The sequence below is a fragment of the Arthrobacter sp. R-11 genome, assembly GCF_049913155.1.
Classification (GTDB): Bacteria; Actinomycetota; Actinomycetes; order Actinomycetales; family Micrococcaceae; genus Arthrobacter.
On record NZ_CP183979.1, the window covers coordinates 1,073,371 to 1,089,924 of the forward strand.

General features: G+C 67.7%; 15 protein-coding genes. 3 read left to right on the plus strand and 12 right to left on the minus strand.

The features are described from left to right. Positions 1 to 29: 29 nt before the first annotated feature. A complete protein-coding gene (locus tag ACN9M4_RS04780) occupies positions 30 to 944 on the minus strand; it encodes an MSMEG_6728 family protein (RefSeq protein ID WP_426302419.1) in 915 nt (304 codons plus the stop codon). 175 nt (positions 945 to 1,119) lie between these two features. Further along, complete coding sequence (locus ACN9M4_RS04785; protein WP_426302420.1) at positions 1,120 to 2,745, minus strand: DUF222 domain-containing protein; 1,626 nt, start codon at positions 2,743 to 2,745, stop codon at positions 1,120 to 1,122. 260 nt (positions 2,746 to 3,005) lie between these two features. On the opposite strand from ACN9M4_RS04785, the gene ACN9M4_RS04790 reads away from it, so the two are divergent. Beyond that, positions 3,006 to 4,025: an adenosine deaminase gene (locus tag ACN9M4_RS04790; protein WP_426302421.1), complete on the plus strand. Its 1,020-nt coding sequence runs from the start codon at positions 3,006 to 3,008 to the stop codon at positions 4,023 to 4,025. Positions 4,026 to 4,204: 179 nt separating this feature from the next. Next, positions 4,205 to 5,035: a glycosidase gene (locus tag ACN9M4_RS04795; protein WP_426302422.1), complete on the plus strand. Its 831-nt coding sequence runs from the start codon at positions 4,205 to 4,207 to the stop codon at positions 5,033 to 5,035. A 33-nt stretch (positions 5,036 to 5,068) separates the two neighbouring features. On the opposite strand, the gene ACN9M4_RS04800 is transcribed toward ACN9M4_RS04795, so the two are convergent. From ACN9M4_RS04800 to ACN9M4_RS04845, 10 genes are all read right to left on the minus strand, one after another. Further along, a complete protein-coding gene (locus tag ACN9M4_RS04800) occupies positions 5,069 to 6,712 on the minus strand; it encodes an ABC-F family ATP-binding cassette domain-containing protein (protein ID WP_426302423.1) in 1,644 nt (547 codons plus the stop codon). Positions 6,713 to 7,006: 294 nt separating this feature from the next. After that, positions 7,007 to 7,438 (minus strand): pyrimidine dimer DNA glycosylase/endonuclease V, encoded by a 432-nt coding sequence (locus ACN9M4_RS04805; protein ID WP_426302424.1) that lies wholly within the window; start codon positions 7,436 to 7,438, stop codon positions 7,007 to 7,009. Beyond that, positions 7,435 to 8,796 carry an RNA polymerase sigma factor gene (locus ACN9M4_RS04810; protein ID WP_426302425.1) on the minus strand — a complete coding sequence of 454 codons (1,362 nt, stop codon included), beginning with the start codon at positions 8,794 to 8,796 and terminating at the stop codon, positions 7,435 to 7,437. The genes ACN9M4_RS04805 and ACN9M4_RS04810 overlap by 4 nt, the downstream gene beginning before the upstream one ends. A gap of 10 nt (positions 8,797 to 8,806) precedes the next feature. Beyond that, positions 8,807 to 9,184, minus strand: a complete 378-nt coding sequence (locus ACN9M4_RS04815; protein ID WP_426302426.1) for a YciI family protein — start codon at positions 9,182 to 9,184, stop codon at positions 8,807 to 8,809. Positions 9,185 to 9,279: 95 nt separating this feature from the next. Then, positions 9,280 to 9,897 (minus strand): ankyrin repeat domain-containing protein, encoded by a 618-nt coding sequence (locus tag ACN9M4_RS04820; protein WP_426302427.1) that lies wholly within the window; start codon positions 9,895 to 9,897, stop codon positions 9,280 to 9,282. Between the two features lie 147 nt (positions 9,898 to 10,044). Beyond that, on the minus strand, positions 10,045 to 11,157 hold the full coding sequence (locus ACN9M4_RS04825; RefSeq protein WP_426302428.1) for a mandelate racemase/muconate lactonizing enzyme family protein: 1,113 nt from the start codon (positions 11,155 to 11,157) through the stop codon (positions 10,045 to 10,047). Positions 11,158 to 11,198: 41 nt separating this feature from the next. After that, positions 11,199 to 11,963, minus strand: coding sequence for an amino acid ABC transporter ATP-binding protein (locus ACN9M4_RS04830; protein ID WP_426302429.1), 765 nt, complete (start codon positions 11,961 to 11,963; stop codon positions 11,199 to 11,201). Next, positions 11,960 to 12,889 (minus strand): amino acid ABC transporter permease, encoded by a 930-nt coding sequence (locus ACN9M4_RS04835; protein WP_426302430.1) that lies wholly within the window; start codon positions 12,887 to 12,889, stop codon positions 11,960 to 11,962. Before ACN9M4_RS04835 ends, ACN9M4_RS04830 begins: the two co-directional genes overlap by 4 nt. Beyond that, positions 12,886 to 13,839, minus strand: coding sequence for an ABC transporter substrate-binding protein (locus ACN9M4_RS04840; protein WP_426302431.1), 954 nt, complete (start codon positions 13,837 to 13,839; stop codon positions 12,886 to 12,888). The genes ACN9M4_RS04835 and ACN9M4_RS04840 overlap by 4 nt, the downstream gene beginning before the upstream one ends. A 32-nt stretch (positions 13,840 to 13,871) precedes the next feature. Then, complete coding sequence (locus tag ACN9M4_RS04845) at positions 13,872 to 14,741, minus strand: hypothetical protein (RefSeq protein ID WP_426302432.1); 870 nt, start codon at positions 14,739 to 14,741, stop codon at positions 13,872 to 13,874. Positions 14,742 to 14,844: 103 nt separating this feature from the next. Between ACN9M4_RS04845 and ACN9M4_RS04850 the strand changes: the two genes are divergently transcribed. Next, a complete protein-coding gene (locus ACN9M4_RS04850; protein WP_426302433.1) occupies positions 14,845 to 16,554 on the plus strand; it encodes a PucR family transcriptional regulator in 1,710 nt (569 codons plus the stop codon).

Below are 16,554 nucleotides of genomic sequence, written 5' to 3' on the forward strand. Positions count from 1 at the left end.
GGGGTGTCCGGCGCCGGGAGTGTCCGGCGCTAGAGAGCCGGATCCGGGACCGGGAAGAAGACCCGCGGATCCTGGAGCAATGCCGGGTTGGCGAGGTCTGAGCGTTCCAGGACCTGGCTGAGCTCGAAGTTGCGGCCGAAGCGTCCGTCGTCCAGGGTGATCGGCCGCCCGACGACCCTGCCGAGGGCCAGGGTGTGCCCGTCCTCCAGCGGTACGAGCACCGGAGTCTTGCCCGGAAGGGTACGGAAGGTCTCTTCCTGGCGCTTGCGCTTCGCGGTGGGCTTTTTGAGCAGGCGCTGCGGTTCCTTGCGGGCAGGCTTGGCCGTGCCTTCCGCGTTTTCCTCCACGTCCTCCGCCGGGCTTCCGACGGCGGACGCCTCGCCTTTCGCCGCAGCCTTGCCGACGGCGGGGAGGCCCACGGTGCGGAGCTTTTCGGGGTCGTTTCCGGTGTGGGCGGAGCGGACCACCCAGAGGAAGTCCTCTTCGGGGTCTTCCGGGATCAGGTCTATGGAGGGTTCGGGCCAGACGAATTCCAGTCCGGCCGGGGTTCCGGAGAAGGCCTCGCCGTAGAAGCGGGCATCCTTCTGGATCAGTTTGGACCGGTGGCTCAGGTGAAGGTCGGATTCGCCGAGCCATTGGGGCATCGGAATCTTGGCGGCGTAGTCCGGGTGCGCTGCTTGGGGGGCGAATTCGGTGATGTCGGCGCGGAGCTTGTCCGGGTTGCCGCGGGACTCCCATTCGTCGACCATTGCCAGGCCGTACAAGGTGAGGGCGGGGACATGGCCCATCCACATCCGGATGGCGGGGTGGCTCAGGCGGCCGAACTCGGGGATGACCAGGGTGCGCAGGATCTGCAGGACCTCGGCGCGCTGCTTGCCCAGCCGGTCGGTGTCCAGGGCGGCGGCGCTTTGCTTGAAATCAGGGAAGGGGAGGAAGGTCTGCATCCCTTTAGTTTGAGGGTGGGGCTGGCTTCGAACCAAGTCGGGCGCAGGTGCCTGCCGGCCTTGAGGTTGAGGTGTTCGGCGATCTTGAAGAGGGTGTCCCACTTTCGACGATGTTTTTTGGCCGCTCGGAGGTGCTGCTGGGCCAGAACGCATTGCTGAACCGATGCCCGAGTGCTCAGCAGCGGAAGTAGTGGTTTTGGCGTGGTTGTTGGTGGGGGTCGATGTGGGGTGGCGGGATGAACCAGGGCACGCCGGCGCGGAGGTGGATGGTCCATTGTTCTTTGTGGATGACGTGGTGGTGGTGGCTGCAGAGCAGGGTGCCGTTGTCGGCGTTGGTGGGTCCTCCGTGTGACCAGTAGGTGATGTGGTGGGTTTCGCACCAGGGGGCGGGGATGGTGCAGCCGGGGAAGGCGCAGCCTTGGTCGCGGGCGGTGAGGGCTTTGCGGATGCCGGGAGGGAAGAGCCGGCCGGCGCGTCCGATGTCCAGGATTTGTCCTCCTCCGCCGAGGACGGCGGGGAGGATGTCGGCGTCGCAGGCGAGTTTGCGCAGGACAGCGGCGGGGACGGGGCCGGTGAAGGTGTAGTTCCCGGTGCCGGGGGCTGTGTTTGCGGTGCCGGTGGTTTTGTCCGTGAGTGAGTCCAGGAGGTGCCGGTAGTCGATGGTGGCGGTGATTTGGGGACGGTGGCCGCCGGCGGTGGGGAGTGTGCCGGTGGTGAGGGCGGCTCTGCAGGCGCTGATGAGTCCGTCGAGGAGTTTCTGGGGGCGGGAGCGCCGGTCGAGAGTGTCGTGATCGGAGTCCGTGGCGGCACCGTCGCCGGTTCCGCGATCTGTTCCGGATGTGGTTTTGGTGCGGGGGTTGGTGGCAGTGTTCATGACGGTGAGCAGGTGTTCGTACTGGTCCTGGGTGGCGAAGATTTCGAGGTGGTTCAGTCCGTGTTTGGAGCGGCGGAGGAAGGCGCCTTGGGTGTGGCGGAGTTCTTCGTCGCTGGGTTCGTGGCCGTCGGGGTCCAGGGCTTCGGCCCAGCGCCGGGCGAGGCGGGTGAGGAAGTCGGGGTCGTGGTGTTCGGCGGTGTCGGTGAGTTTGTGTTCCAGGGCCGTGAGGATTTCCGGGGCTGTGGTGCGGGGAGCTTTGTCCAGGGTCAGGGCGATGATCGTGGCTGAGCGGGTGCTGATGGTGCCGGCGGCCAAGGCTGCGGCGAGGTGCCCGTGGGCCGGTTCGGCCGGCTGGCCGGTGATGGTGTGGCGGGGCAGGGTGGTGGCGGCAAGTGCGAGGCGGCGGCGGGCTTCGGCGGCGCTGATGCGTAGCAGCACGCGCAGGTATTCGGTGCTGGTGCGGAACTCCGCGGCCAGCCCGGCCCGGGCGGTGTCAGCGCCGGCGGTGGCGCCGGATTGCCCGGCGCCGGTCCCGCGGGCACTGGCCTGCCGGCCAGCACCGGGCTGCTGGGCGCCGCCGGTGGTGCCGTCATCGGGCAGTGCGGTGGTGTCGCCGTCGTCCTGCCAGCCGGTCCTCCAGCCGGCGGGTGCCGCGGCGGGCCTGGCTGCGTGGGTCCTGAGCCGGTCCAGTTGCCCGGCGGCCACGATCTGCAGGTATTCAACGGTCCGGGAGAGTTCCTCGACCCGGGTGGCGAACAGGGCGGATTCATCCAGGCCGAGGTTTCGGACGGCGTCGGCCGTGTCTTCCGCCAACGAACGCGCATTACCGAGCAAGCCGTCAATCCCAAGCGGATCCGGCACGGCGACGGGCGGCACCGGGACCGAAACCCGGTCCCTCCACCGTTCCAGCTGCGCGATTGCCTCCATAACCCGACTCTGCCAGAGGGCTACGACAAAATAGCGCTCCACATCAATGCGCGCTGATTTTGGCAGAGGCGAGCCGAGAAGCGGACCCTGATCCGAGCCCTCCCAAGCTCGGCCAGCGGCTCCGCAGGCTAGCGACCACCCTGATCCGAGCCCTCCCAAGCTCGGCCAGCGGCTCCGCAGGCTAGCGACCAGCCTGCTCCCAGCCCTCCCAAGCTCGGCCCGCCCCCTTGCCCGGAACCCTCGCAGGCTACTCTTGTCGGGTGGAAACAAATGGCGCGAACTCTGTACTTCCGGTGGCCGAACTGCACCTGCACATCGAGGGGACGCTCCAGCCGGAGTTGATCTTCGCCCTCGCGGAGCGGAACGGCATCGAGCTCCCCTATGCGGACCTGGATGAGCTTCGCTCACGCTACGAATTCACGGACCTGCAGTCTTTCCTCGACCTCTATTACGCCAACATGGCCGTGCTGCGCACCGAGCAGGACTTCGCGGATATGACCCGCGCCTACCTGGCCCGCGCGTCCGCGGGCGGCGTACGGCACGTCGAGGTCATGATGGACCCGCAGGCCCACCTTTCCCGCGGCGTTTCCCTCGAGACATGCGTCAACGGCGTTGCCTCGGCGCTCGCGACGTCGGAGGAAGACTTCGGCGTCTCGACCCTCCTGATTGCCGCTTTCCTGAGGGACCTGCCCGAAGAGGACGCCTTGGAAGTCCTGGAACAGTTGCTGGCCATGAACGCCCCGATCGCCGGCATCGGCCTGGATTCTGCCGAGGTGGGCAATCCGCCGTCGAAATTCGTCCGCCTGTATCAGCGCGCAACGGAAGCCGGCTTGCACCGGATCGCCCACGCGGGCGAGGAGGGGCCGGCGTCGTACATCACCGACTCCCTGGACCTGCTGGGTGTGGAACGGATCGACCACGGCATCCGCTGCATGGAGGACCCCGAACTGGTAGGGCGGCTTGTGGAGGAACAGATCCCGCTGACGGTCTGCCCGCTGTCCAACGTACGGCTGCGCGCCGTGGACACACTCGCTGACCACCCCTTGCCGGCGATGCTGTCCGCAGGCCTGAACGTCAGCGTGAATTCGGATGATCCCGCCTATTTCGGCGGCTACGTCGACGACAATTTCACCCAGCTCGCAGCGGTCCACGGCCTGACGGCGGCCGAACAATCGACGCTGGCGGCAAACTCCATCCGTTCCTCGTTCGCGTCGGAGGCCCGCAAGGCCGAGTTGCTCGGTGAAGTGCGGGTGTGGGAAGCGGCTGCGCAAAGGTCGTAGGGGCCGCACGAACGTGCCGGCCGAACACCCAAACCGACAGCTACCCGAGACTCTGCAATCACTTCACCGCCGAACCCCGTAACAGTGGGTCACGACACACGGAGTTAACCCGTTACGGTACCCGGAATTTACAGAAGCTTGGCAGACTGCAAACAAATACCCGCCGCTGAAGGAGCCACATGGCCAAGACTGCCGCCGACACCAGCATCGTCCGTCTCAAGACCGTCCTCGACGTACTCGCCGAGGGAACCTGGTCCGAAGCCTCACTGAACGCCGGCGAAGTCCTGGCCGAAGCAGCCTCGCGCGTCCCCTTCAGCGATCACGAGTCCGAGCTCCTGAGCGGCGGCATCCCGCGCGGCCACAAGGGCCTGACCACGGCCACCTCCAAGCTGGTCAAGGCCGGCTGGCTGGTCAAGGGCCGTTCCGGCTGGACCATCACCGACGACGGGCTGCGCGCCACGGTCGCCTTCGCCAAGCCGGAGGAATTCGCCGCAGCCCTCGCCGAAGGCATCCCGGTCCCGGAAGGCACTCCGTTGCCGGAAGCCCCCAAGAAGCCGGCCGCCAAGAAGCCCGCTGCGAAGCGGACGGCAAGTAAGCCCGCCGCAAGCAAGGCGAAGACGGCAGTCACCGCGGCCGAAAGCACCCCGGAAAGCACGACGGCGGCAGAAGCCCCCACGAAGAAGGCCCCTGCCGCGAAGGAGCCGAAGCTCGAGCAGCCCTCCGCCGTAGCCGTCGCCGGTGACTTCAGTACCCTCCTGGGCGCACCGGAGGACTGGGCCCCGCAGCACGACCAAGTCCAGATGAAGTACAACGCCCGCAAGAAGGTCTGGTCGCTCACCGCCGAACTGCCCGCCGGGTTCTACACCTACAAGATCGCGCTGAACCGTGCGTGGGATGAAAACTACGGCGCGTTCGGTGTCCGGGACGGTGCCAACCACGAGCTGCACCACGACGGCGGCAAGGTCACCTTCACCTACAGCCACGCCACCCGGGACATCGTCACGAGCTAGTCCGGCTTGCCGCTACCAGTTCAGCTGCCGCTGCTAGTTTTGCCAGCCTTCCTCCAGGCCACCCTTCTGCCGCAGCCGGCCGTCCCTGCCGAGTTCCAGCACGGTGTCGATTCCCAGCCGTTCAAGGAAGGCGAAGTCGTGGCTGACGATCAGCACGGCGCCGCGGTAGGCATCCAGGGCCTCGGCGAGCTGCTCCACGCTGGGGATGTCCAGGTTGTTGGTGGGTTCGTCGAGCACGAGCAGCTGCGCCGGCGGCTCGGCCAGGAGGAGTTTCGCCAGGCTCACCCGGAAGCGTTCGCCGCCGGAGAGCGTCCCCACCGGGCGGTCCGCCGCGGGGCCGCGCAGCAGTAGGCGGGCCAGCTGGTTGCGGATGGTTCCCGTCGGCGTCGATGGCGCCACGGACTGCACGTTCTCCAGGGCGCTCGCGCCGTCGTCGAGCCCGTCCAGCCGCTGCGGAAGGTACCCGACGCGGTCGGTCAGCAGCACTCCCTCCGCTTGCGTGCCGGCGGAACCGTGCTCGACGGCGGAACCGTCCGCCGTCGAGCTGCCGGCCAGCATGCGCATCAGGAGGGTGGACTTGCCGGCACCGTTCGGGCCTACCAGCGCAAGCCGCTCCGGTCCTTGGATGACGAAGCTCCGGCCATCGGAACGCAGTTCCGCGATCCGTTTGCCCCGTGGCACCTGCGGATCCGGCAGCACCAGATTGATGTGCTGCTCTTCCCGGACCCGTGCGTCTGCGGCGTCGACTGCGGCTTGTGCGGCGGAGATCTTGCCGTCCAGGGTGCCGCGAAGGTTCCCCGCCGAGACCTGGGCCCTGCTTGCCCGGTTGCCGGCCAGGATCTTGGGTATGCCGCCGTCTTTTTGGGTCTTCTTGGCTGTCCGTTCCCGGCGTGCCAGCTTGGTTTCGGCCTCGATGCGCTGCCTTTTCTCCACCTTGAGCGCCTGCTGGGCAGATTGTGCGGCCTGCACGGCCGCGGCCTGTTCCTGTTCCCGGTAGGACTTCCATGCGCTGTACGGGCCGCCGAAGGTTTCAAGTTCTCCGGCATGCAGCTCGGTGGTGTTGTCCATGCGCTCCAGGAGCTCCAGGTCGTGGCTCACCACAATCAAGGTGCCCGGCCATTCGTCCACCATGCTGGTCAGTTGGCGGCGGGTGGCGCGGTCGAGGTTGTTGGTGGGTTCGTCCAGCAAGGTGATGGGGGTTCTCCGGATCCGCAGGCCCGTGACGGCGATGAGCATCGCCTCGCCGCCGGAAACCTCGGCGACACGGCGGTGGAGGTCCTCGGAGGAGAAACCGATCCGCTGCAGAGCCTCCTCGGCACGGGATTCGATATCCCAGTCGTCGCCCACCGCATCGAAATGCTCCTGGCTGACGTCCCCGGATTCGATGGCCGCGATCGCGCTGAGGGTCCGCTCGATGCCAAGCAGCCCGGCCACCGTGGTGTCGCTGCGCAGGGTGAGGTTCTGAGGCAGGTAGCCCACCTCGCCGCTGCGCTCCAGCCTGCCGGCACTGGGAAGCAAGTGCCCGGCCACGAGCTTGAGCAGCGTGGACTTTCCAGCGCCGTTGCGCCCCACCAAGCCGGTACGCCCGGGATTGAAGGAGCCGTTGAGCTGCAAGAGCGCCGGGGATCCGTCGGGCCAGTTGAAACTGAGGTCGTGAAGGGTAATGGCTGATTTCATGGAGTGGTCTTTCGTCCTGGCTTGAAATCCGGCGGCAGAAATGTGCCAGGGCACCTTGCCGGATGATGGCTCGAATCAAGGGGCGGGACGTTCCGGTTCCCCGGAGAAACGCGTCAAATGGAGGACGCGTCGGGGATGTAAGAGGGAGGGGCGCATGCCGGTTGAGCTGAAGTTTTTGGATATACCCCGGTGCGCGAAACGCTGCGGGTGCTCAGGAAGGGCGATGGCCACCGGAACGCCGGCGGCTAGATTCTGTCGACCTCAATTTCCATGCCCTCGAGGCTACCACAGCTGCTATTGCACCCGTTCCCACGCCTCCACGGGGCCGTCCAGGACGAAGAACAGCGGGTGTGGCGCGGGTTCCGTTTCCGACCAACGATGCGCATCCTCGGGGCTGCGCCGCTGCAGCTTCGCGCCCAGGTGCTGCCACTCGTAGTCCAGCTGGCCGCGGGTGACAGGAATGCGCCCGGAGAATGACCCTGGTTCCAGGATCCGGCCGGCGTCGAAGTTGTAGCCCCGTGCCGTCGCCTCCGCGGCGATGCCGCTGAGATAGGAGCCGACGGCGGCAAGCGGCTCCGCGTCCGCACGGAACCGGACGAGCTGCGGATGGTTCTGGTAGCCCTTGGTGCGGCGGGCGAGTACCGCTTGCGCGAGCAGGGTTTCGCGCCAGCACGCCACGAGGCCGGCCCGGTCCAGCTGGCTCGGGTGAAGGGACCAGATCCTCATCGCGCTCTTTCCGTCATGGCTCGCAGCTTAGCCTGCAGGTACTCCCGGATTCGTGTGTCGCCGCTCAGCCCGATGGCTGTGCGCAGGCAGTCCGCAGCGCCATCCGGATCGCCGGCTGACTCAAAGGCACCGGCCCGGGCGGCGAAGTAGGGCTGGAAACTTTCGCAGCTTGCCGGCTGGGCTGCAGCGATCGCGTCCAGGCGTCTCAACTGGGCCAGCGGTCCATCGAGCCGGCCGATTACGGCGGCCTGGGCCACGAGAGATCCCAGTGTGGGCGCCACGGTATTCAGCGCCGCGTACAGCGTGCCCAGGGCTGTCCAGTCGGTCCGGCCGCTCCGGGAACGCGCCGCATGCACGGACTGGATGGCCGCCTCCAACTGGAAGCGGCCCGGCCCGCGGACAGATGAAAGACCGCTGGATCCAGCAAGCCCAGGGGAAGCCGTAACCAGCGCCGACGCCCGTTGTAGGTATCCCTCGGCACGACGAATCAGCACGGTATTCCAGCTTCCCGGATCCTGTTCCTCCAAGGGCACGTAGCTCCCGCCGAGAGGCCGGGAGAGCAGGAAGGCAGCCAGGGCCGCCAGCGCCCACGCCTCCGGTTCCGTCCCCAAGCTGCTGGCAACGAGCTCGGCCAGGAACAGCCCCTCGGCGAGCGACGGGCGGGAACCCGCGCCGCCGTCGTCGGGCGGCCCCTCGTCGGGCGCCGCAGAACCAGCGGAAAGCGCCGGAATCGCCAGGCACCCGTACACCGCCTCCAGTACGGGCGGCAGCCGTTCCGGCAAGACCTCGGGACCGGGGAGTTCGAACGGGATCCGTGCGTCCCGGATGCGCCGTTTCGCCCGGACCAGGCGCTGGGCCATGGCGGCCGGCGGGACGGCGAACGCCGCGGCGATCTGTGCGGCGTCGAAGCCGAGGACCGTCTGCAGCATGAGGGGAGCGCGGATGTCCTCCGCGATGGCGGGGTGCGCGCAGACCAGCATGAGCGGCAAGCGCTGATCGGGGAACGTTGAATCGGGGAACGTCGAATCGGGGAACGTCGAACCGTCAGTGTCGTTCATGGCAGGCTCCGGAAGGGAATCCAGGGGAGTGGAGAGCCGGTGCCGGGCGGACTTCCATTCGTCGCGCTGCCGGTTCCGGGCCACGGTCAGCAGCCAGGCTTCGGGCCGCTCCGGCACACCGTCGGTGGGCCAGCGCCGCAGGGCCTGTTCGAAGGCGTCGGCCAGCGCGTCCTCGGCGAGGAGCACGTCTCCGGTGCCGCTTGCCAGGATGGCGAGCAGGCGGCCGTACGACGCGCGGGCGGCCAGTTCCGCGGCCGCCCGCGCGCCGCCGTCGTCGTCTGTCCCTGGCGCTCGGGTCACGGGAACGGGGTCAGGCGTTCGGCACCCATGCACCCTCCACGGTGTGCGTGGCGCCCGGTCGGATTTCCACGCTGCCCCACATGGCGGCCGGCGCCTGCCCGGCCCACTTGATGGCGGCGTCCAGGTCCGGAACGTCGATCAGGAAGTAGCCGCCCAGCTGTTCCTTGGTGTCGGCGAACGGCCCGTCCTGGATCCTCAGTTTCCCGTCCTGCGTGGTGACGGTGGTGCTCGCGTGCGAGGGTTGCAGGACTTCGGCGCCCAGGAGTACGCCGGCCTGCTGGAGGGTGGCGGCGTAGCTGTTCATGGCTGCCTCGCCCTGTTCCAGCATTTCCGGGCCGAGTTCCTCGGGAGTCATTTCCTGGTAGTGCATCAGCAATGTGTAGCGCATGGTTCTCTCCTCCTTCATCCGATGGTGGCCCGTGCCGGGCTTACTCTCAAGACGAATGGGCGGAACGCCGATCGACACTTAGCCGAAAATCATGCTCAGGAAGAGGCGATGTGCCGTTCGATAAGGGCCGCGATCTCCTTGTGCCCGTGCTGGCGCGCGAGCTCCAGGGGCGTGGCGCCCCGTTCGTCCGTCATGCCGGGCTTGGCGCCGTGCTTGAGCAGGAGCCCGACGACTTCCTGGGCCACCGGGCCGCCGTCGTTGAGGATGATCGCCTCGATGAGCGCGGTCCAGCCCAGGGTGTTGGTCAGGTTCACGTTGATGCGGGTGTGCTCCAGCAGGTACCGCACGATCTCCACATGGCCCTTCTCCGCCGCCGGAGTCAGTCCGTTGCCGCCGAAGCGGGTGAGCCGCTTGAGGTCGCAGCCGGCCTCCACCATGGTCTTCACGAGCTCGGGTTCGTTGTGGATGCAGCCGTGGATGAAGGGGTTGAAGCAGGTCTGGTCCTGGGCGTCGATGTCCACGCCCTCGGCGATGAGGGCGCGGACCACGTCCAGGTGGCCGCCGCGGGCGGCGCGCAGGATCGCGGTGGCTTCCTCATGGTCGACGGCGTCCTTGTCGGCGCCGCCTGCGAGGGCCGCCTTCACTGCCTCCAGTTCGCCCGCTGCCGCGGCCTCGAGGTAGCGCTCGTCAACGGTCAGGGTAGTGGTTTCCATGCGTTCCTCCAGGTGACGCGGTCCTGGGGTGGCAGGACGATCTTGGCATACGTTATTTGAAGCTTTCGGCCCCCTTCCGGCGAATTTGCTGGAAGGAAGCCGAAGGCCTAGGCAAGATGGTATACCAAATGTGCCTTGAGGCGAACCCTACGCCCCCACCTCGAAGCGCGCCACCGTGAGTTCCTCCAGCACGTCCAGGTCCACGTCCACGCCGAGCCCCGGCCGGTCCGAAACCAGGACCTCGGGGATCCGGAACTCCAGGTTGCCCGGCTCGCGGGAGAACTTCACCGGCCCGGAAAGCTCGGTGGAGACGATCGCCGGGTGCGCGAGCGCCAAGTGGTATCCGGCGGCGGAGGCAATACTGGTCTCCAGCATGGACCCCACCTGCACCGAGAAACCGGCCAGCTCTGCCTGCGTCGCCAAGCGGTGGCAGGCCCGGATGCCGCCGCTCTTCTGCAGCTTCAGGTTCACCATGTCCACGCTGCGGGCCTTCACGAAACGTGCCAGGTCGCCCTGCGACACTACGGCCTCATCCGCCATGAGCCGCACGCCCACCTGGGACCGGATCAGCTCGAAGCCGTCCACGTCGTCGGCCCGGATGGGCTGCTCCACCCAGTCGATCCCGAACGGTTCCAGCTCCCGGATCATGGCGATCGCCGTCGCCGGATCGCCCCAGCCCTGGTTCGCGTCCACCCGGATCGCCAGATCGTGCCCGATCGCCGCACGCACGGCCCGGACGCGTTCGACGTCGAGCCCGTCCTTGCCGCCCAGCTTCATCTTCAGGTGCCGGAAACCCTCCTCGCGGGCCTGGACCGCCTGATCGGCGAGGACCTCGGGGGCGAGGATGCTCATCACCCGCGCGATGGTGGGGTTCTCCGGTTTCCGCCCGCCCAGCAGGCTGTACACCGGCCGCCCGGACGCCTTGCCCGCCAGGTCCCAGCACGCGATATCCACGGCCGCCTTCGCCGAACCGTTGTTCTTCATCGCGGCGTCCATGCGCTGGTGGACCGCCGTGATGTCGAAGGGATCGAGCCCGACGACGGCGGGCAGCAGCTCGGTGCGCATCGCCTCGACTGCTCCTCCCGGGGTCTCGCCCGTGACATGCGCGTCCGGGACACTTTCCCCGTAGCCCACCAGGCCGTCGTCGGTCTCGAGGGCGAGCACGATGCTCGGCATGGTTGCGTACGTGTCATAGGCAACCACGAAGGGTTCCTTGAGCGGAACGTCGATGCGGGTGATGGTCGCTTTGGTGATCTTCATTCGGTGCCTTTCATGTAGCCGGCCTTTCATGGTGCCGGCTTTTACATCACGGAGTTCAGGAATGCGACGGTGCGCGGGTTCTGCGGGTTGCCGATGACCTCGGCGGGGGTGCCTGCCTCGACCACCACGCCGCCGTCCATGAACACCACGGTGTCCGCCACGCTGCGGGCGAAGCCGATTTCGTGGGTCACCACGATCATGGTCATGCCGTCGGCGGCGAGCTGGCGCATCACGTCCAGCACATCGCCCACGAGCTCGGGGTCCAGGGCCGAGGTGGGTTCGTCGAAGAGCAGCAGCTCCGGGTCCATGGCCAGGGCCCGGGCGATCGCCACGCGCTGCTGCTGTCCGCCGGAGAGCTGCGCGGGGTAATGGCCCGCCACGTGGGACAGTCCGACGCGTTCGAGCAGTTCGTAGGCGCGGGTCCTCGTAGCGGCGCGCTCCACCTTCTTCACGCCCACCGGTGCCGCCATGATGTTCTCCAGGGCGGTCATGTGCGGGAAGAGGTTGAAGCGCTGGAACACCATGCCGATGCCGCGGCGCTGCCGGGACACTTCGCGCGGGTTCATTTCGAAGATCTTCCCGTGCCGCCGGGCGTAGCCCACCAGGTCTCCGCCCACCTCGATCCGGCCGCCGTCAATCCGTTCCAGGTGGTTGATGCAGCGCAGGAACGTCGATTTGCCCGAGCCGGACGGGCCGAGCAGGCACATCACCTCACCCGGGTTGACGGTGAGCGAGACGCCCTTGAGGACCTCCACGTGCCCGTAGCTCTTGCGGACGTTGCTGGCCCGCACCAGGGTTTCAGTCATCGTTTTCTCCTTTGAATGATGCGCTCAAGCAGGCTGGGCGCCTGCGCGGCGGTGCCCCGGCCGTAATGCCGCTCCAGGTAGTACTGCGGCACGGAGAGCACCGAGGTGAGGAAGAGGTACCAGGCGCTGACCACCAGCAGCAGTTCCACCTGGCGCAGGTTCTGCGAAGAGATCTGCGTGGCCACCGTGTACAGCTCCAGGACAGCGATCACGGACAGCAGCGAGGTCTGCTTGAGCATGGAGATGGTCTCGTTGCCCATGGGCGGGATGATGACGCGCATCGCCTGCGGCAGCACCACCTTGAACAGCGTGTACGACGGCGACATCCCCAGTGACGCGGCAGCCTCATGCTGGCCGGGGTCCACCGAGAGCATGCCGCTGCGGATGATTTCCGCGGAGTACGCGGCCTGGTTCAGGGTCAGCGCCAGCAGGCCGGCCACGAAGGCGGGCACCAGGGTGTTGGTGTCCACGGAGAAGATGGTGAAGTCCGTGAACGGCACGCCGAGGCTGATCTGCGAATACAGCAGGCCCAGATAGCCCCAGAACACGATCTGGATCAGCAGCGGCGTCCCGCGGAATACCCACACGTACAGCCAGGCGAAGGCGTTCATCACCGGGTTCTTCGACAGCCGCATCACGGCCAGCAGCACGCCCAGCACGGTGGAGATGAGCATCGCCACCACGGTGACCAGTAGGCTCAGCCCCACGCCGTTGATGATCTTCGGGTTGAACAGGTACGTGGCGATCGTGGAGTGCTCGATGTTCGGGTTCGTCCACAGCGAGGCGACAAGGCCTGCCAGGGCGAGCACCAGCAAGGCGGCCACCACCCAGCGCCAGGGGTGGCGCAAAGGGACCGCGACGACGTCGTCGTCCCCGGTCACATCGGTGTCCACAGCACCCCGTGCCGTCACCGCGGGGCTGCTCACTTGACGTCCTTGCCGGCGTCGGATCCCAAGTTCATCCCGGCCGTCTTCACCGAGTAGTCGGAGAGTTCGTACTTCTTCAGGATGTCCTCGTACGTGCCGTCCTTGACGATCGCTTCCATGGCCAGAAGCAGCGCCTTGCTGAGCCCGGCATCCTTCTTCAGCACGCCGATTCCCGTGTATACGGGGTTGTAGCCGGCCGGGTTGGCGGGGTCGCGCACGATGTCGAAGACCTTCCCGTCGCCGGCGGTCTTCGCGGCGTAGGCTGCCGGGGCGGAATCGACGACGTCGGCGCTCGCCTTTCCGGCGCGGACCGCCGTCTGTACGTCAGTCTCCAGGGGGAGCTCGGTGACGTTGATCGGGTCCGAGCCCTTGTCCTTGCACTTCTGCTCGTAGCTGCGCAGGATGTCGCCCTGCACGGTGGCCTTCTGGACCGCGACGGTCTTGCCGCACAGGTCAAGCGCCGTGGTGATGTTCTCCGGGTTGCCTTCGCGGACCAGGATGGAGAATCCGGCGTGCAGGTAGTCCACGAAGTCCAGGGTCTTCTGGCGCTCCGGGGTGTCGTTCATGCCGGACATGATGATGTCGTTCTTGCCCGACTGCAGGGACGGGATGATGCTGTCGAACGCCTGCTTCTGCAGTTCCAGCTTCACGCCGAGCTTGGCGCCGAGGGCCGCGGCGAGGTCCACGTCCAGGCCTGTGAGGTTCTGGTTTTCGTCGAACATTTCCAGCGGCGGGTACGGGATGTCCGAGGCTACCTTGACGACGCCGGCCTGCTTGAAGCGCGCCGGGAGTGCAGCCGCGGCGGCGGGATCGGCGTCGGCTGCCGAGACGGACTTGGCCGTTTCGGCGGGGGTGGCGGCGCCGCCGCAGGCGCTCAAGCCGAGCACCAGCGGGAGGGCGGCCGCGCAGAGCAGGTGGCGCAGGGAGGGCTTCTTTGTGGAGGCGTTCATGGGGGACTCCTGGAGGTGTTTGGGGGCTCGACTTAACGGGTGAGGCGGTACCAGCCGGTGCGGGTGACGCCGTCGGCCTGGTAGCCGGCGGCGAAGGCGGTTTCGAAGGACTCGCGCATGGTGCTGCGCCACAGTGCGGCCTGCTCCGGGTTGGCGGCACGCAGGGCCACGATGTCCCGGGGTGCGCGGCACCAGAGGGTGCCGCCGGCATTACCGCCGGCTGACTCGAGAAGCTGGGGCTCGCCGTCGGGCCCGTACTTCAGGACGGTGGTGCCTTCCACAGCCGGGAGTTCGACGTCGCGGGGCGTGCCTTCGCCGCAGGCGATGCTCACCTCGGAAGAAAGCGGCCACACGGCAACGAGGCGGTCGCTTTCGTCGTTGGCGTTGATCTCGTCGTCCATCAGGCCGTAGAAGTTCCGCTCGTAGCGGCGGACGTGGGCGCCGAGTTTGCTGAGGTTGAAGCGGGCGTTGCGGCTGACGAGGGGATCGAAAGTCCAGGTCATGGTTTCGATGCCGCGGTCCAGGGACCAGGCGCGCTGGTGCTGCTTGAGGGCGAAGCCGACGCCTTTGTCCGCGATGCCCGGGGCCACGCCCGCGATGAACGAGTAGGTGGCCGCGTCGCCCGGAGTGACGATCGCGACGGCGGCCCCGCAGAGGGTGCCGTCCGGCAGGTAGGCGGCGGAGATGTTGCAGCCGGCATGCGAGATGGCGCGCAGGACGTCGAAGGGGACCGGGGCGCCGTGCGGGGACGTCCCCCAGATGCTGACGAGCAGGCCTTCGATGTCCCGGAGCTTCTCGCGGTCCGACTCCTCGACGACTGTGACGCCGGCCCGTTCGGCGGCCACGGTGGCCGCTGCCCTGGCGTGGCGCGCTGCGGGGTGTGCTTCAACAGTGAGTGACATTCCTCCACTATGGCGAGGCGCCCGTGCCGCTGGCTTTAGCGTGTGGCACCAAGCTTGTGCTCCGGCCTTGTTGTTTGCCACAAGGGCGGCTAGTTTGCTGGGCATGGCTTCGATTCCGTCCGCTTCACACCAGATCCCGCTGCAGGAACTCCTCAAGGTGCTGGAGGGCTCGGGACTGGGGGTCCGCACGCACGGCCCGACGCCGGTACTCGCGCTGCTGAGCCCGAGCCTCTACGACCCCACGGCCGAGCTCGAGTCCCTTCCGGGCGGCATCCTGCTGGGCATCGGACTGCAGCCTGCAGATCCGCGGACTGCCGCCGTCGTGGAGGAAGCGGCCGCTGCGGGTTTCGCGGCGGTCGTGGTCAAGGCGACGTCGGCGGACGGCCTCGACGAGGTGGCCGCCGCAGCGGACCGGAACGGCATCGCGCTGCTCGTGGTGGAGGACGGGGTGTCGTGGCGGCAGTTGGACGGGCTGCTCGAATCCGCCGTGGGGACGCTCGCGGAGGCCAACAGTTCGCTGGTGCCGCTCGGCGTCGGGGACTTGTTCGCGCTGGCCAACGCGATCGCAGCGATGGTGGGCGGCGCCACCACCATCGAGAACCTGCAGGAACAGATCCTGGCCTACTCCACCCTGCCGGACCAGCCCATCGACGAGGACCGCCGCAGCGGCATCCTCGGCCGGCAGGTGCCCTACCTTCCGGAGAACGCCGGGCAGTACGCCGCGGTGTTCCGGTCCGAGGGCGCCGTGCACGTCAAGGGCGTGGGAGATGCCGCCATGGACCGGCTGGCCATCGCCGTGCGTGCCGGGACGCAGCCGCTCGGGTCGATCTGGGTGGTGGACGCGGACGGTACCTTCGATGCCGAGGCCAGGCGCGCCCTGGAGAGCGCCGCTGACATCGCCGCGTTGCACATGCTCCGCGCCCGCAGCAGCTACGACCTCGCCCGCCAGCAACGGGCCGAACTGCTGCGCCGGCTCCTCGAAAGCGACAGCGACTCCCAGCTCGTGGCGGAACAGCTGGCGCTCGGACGCAAGGGCCCGTTCGCCGTCGTCGCCTTCCAAACGGAAGTGGTGCCGGGCTCGGAGGAGATCGCGTTGGCGCGGGTGCTGGACCTGGTGAGCACGCAATGCGAGGCGTACCGGCAGGGGACCCAGTGCGTCATGCTCGGCACCACCATCTACGCACTGTTTACGGAGGCCGGGCCGTCCGCGTTGCCGCAGATCGGGACCCTGGCCCGGCGGCTGATCGAACGGGCCGCGGCGTCATTGCGGCTGGAGCTGCGGGTCGCACTGGGGACGCCGGTTGCCGCGGTGGACGAAATCAGCCGCTCAAAGTACGACGCCGACCTGGTGCTTTTGATGCTGGCCGACGGCGGTGGTGGGGTTGGGTTGACTGGGGCCGGCTCTGGTGGGGCTGGCGCCGGCGGGGCCGGCTCTGCTGCGATGGCGTACGCCAGTGCGGAGGAGATGCGCAGCCGGCTCACCCTGCTGGAGGTAGCGGCGCTGTTCCGGAGCAAGCCGCGGCTGATGTCCCCGGCCGCGGCCGCGATGCTGGAGCACGATGCCCGCTCCGGCACCGAGTACGCGAAGACCCTGCGGACCTACCTGGCCTTCTCCTGCGATTCGGCCAAGACAGCGCACGCCTTGTCGCTGCACCAGAACACCCTGCGGTACCGGCTGCGGCGGATGGAGGAAATCTTCGGCATCGACCCCGCCCAGCCGGACGACATGCTGGTGCTCTGGCTGAGCCTGGCGGTGCAGGAGCTCGGTGGGGCCGGGCCCGCGCACATTCTGCTGGATCACCCGGTTGGATAA

Bases quoted from the DNA above. Each gene is read 5' to 3' on its own strand.
- ACN9M4_RS04805 (WP_426302424.1), bottom strand. From the start codon at position 7,438: ATGAGGATCTGGTCCCTTCACCCGAGCCAGCTGGACCGGGCCGGCCTC.
- ACN9M4_RS04840 (WP_426302431.1), bottom strand. From the start codon at position 13,839: ATGAACGCCTCCACAAAGAAGCCCTCCCTGCGCCACCTGCTCTGCGCG.
- ACN9M4_RS04815 (WP_426302426.1), bottom strand. From the start codon at position 9,184: ATGCGCTACACATTGCTGATGCACTACCAGGAAATGACTCCCGAGGAA.
- ACN9M4_RS04825 (WP_426302428.1), bottom strand. From the start codon at position 11,157: ATGAAGATCACCAAAGCGACCATCACCCGCATCGACGTTCCGCTCAAG.
- ACN9M4_RS04830 (WP_426302429.1), bottom strand. From the start codon at position 11,963: ATGACTGAAACCCTGGTGCGGGCCAGCAACGTCCGCAAGAGCTACGGG.
- ACN9M4_RS04820 (WP_426302427.1), bottom strand. From the start codon at position 9,897: ATGGAAACCACTACCCTGACCGTTGACGAGCGCTACCTCGAGGCCGCG.
- ACN9M4_RS04785 (WP_426302420.1), bottom strand. From the start codon at position 2,745: ATGGAGGCAATCGCGCAGCTGGAACGGTGGAGGGACCGGGTTTCGGTC.
- ACN9M4_RS04795 (WP_426302422.1), top strand. From the start codon at position 4,205: ATGGCCAAGACTGCCGCCGACACCAGCATCGTCCGTCTCAAGACCGTC.
- ACN9M4_RS04800 (WP_426302423.1), bottom strand. From the start codon at position 6,712: ATGAAATCAGCCATTACCCTTCACGACCTCAGTTTCAACTGGCCCGAC.
- ACN9M4_RS04850 (WP_426302433.1), top strand. From the start codon at position 14,845: ATGGCTTCGATTCCGTCCGCTTCACACCAGATCCCGCTGCAGGAACTC.
- ACN9M4_RS04845 (WP_426302432.1), bottom strand. From the start codon at position 14,741: ATGTCACTCACTGTTGAAGCACACCCCGCAGCGCGCCACGCCAGGGCA.
- ACN9M4_RS04780 (WP_426302419.1), bottom strand. From the start codon at position 944: ATGCAGACCTTCCTCCCCTTCCCTGATTTCAAGCAAAGCGCCGCCGCC.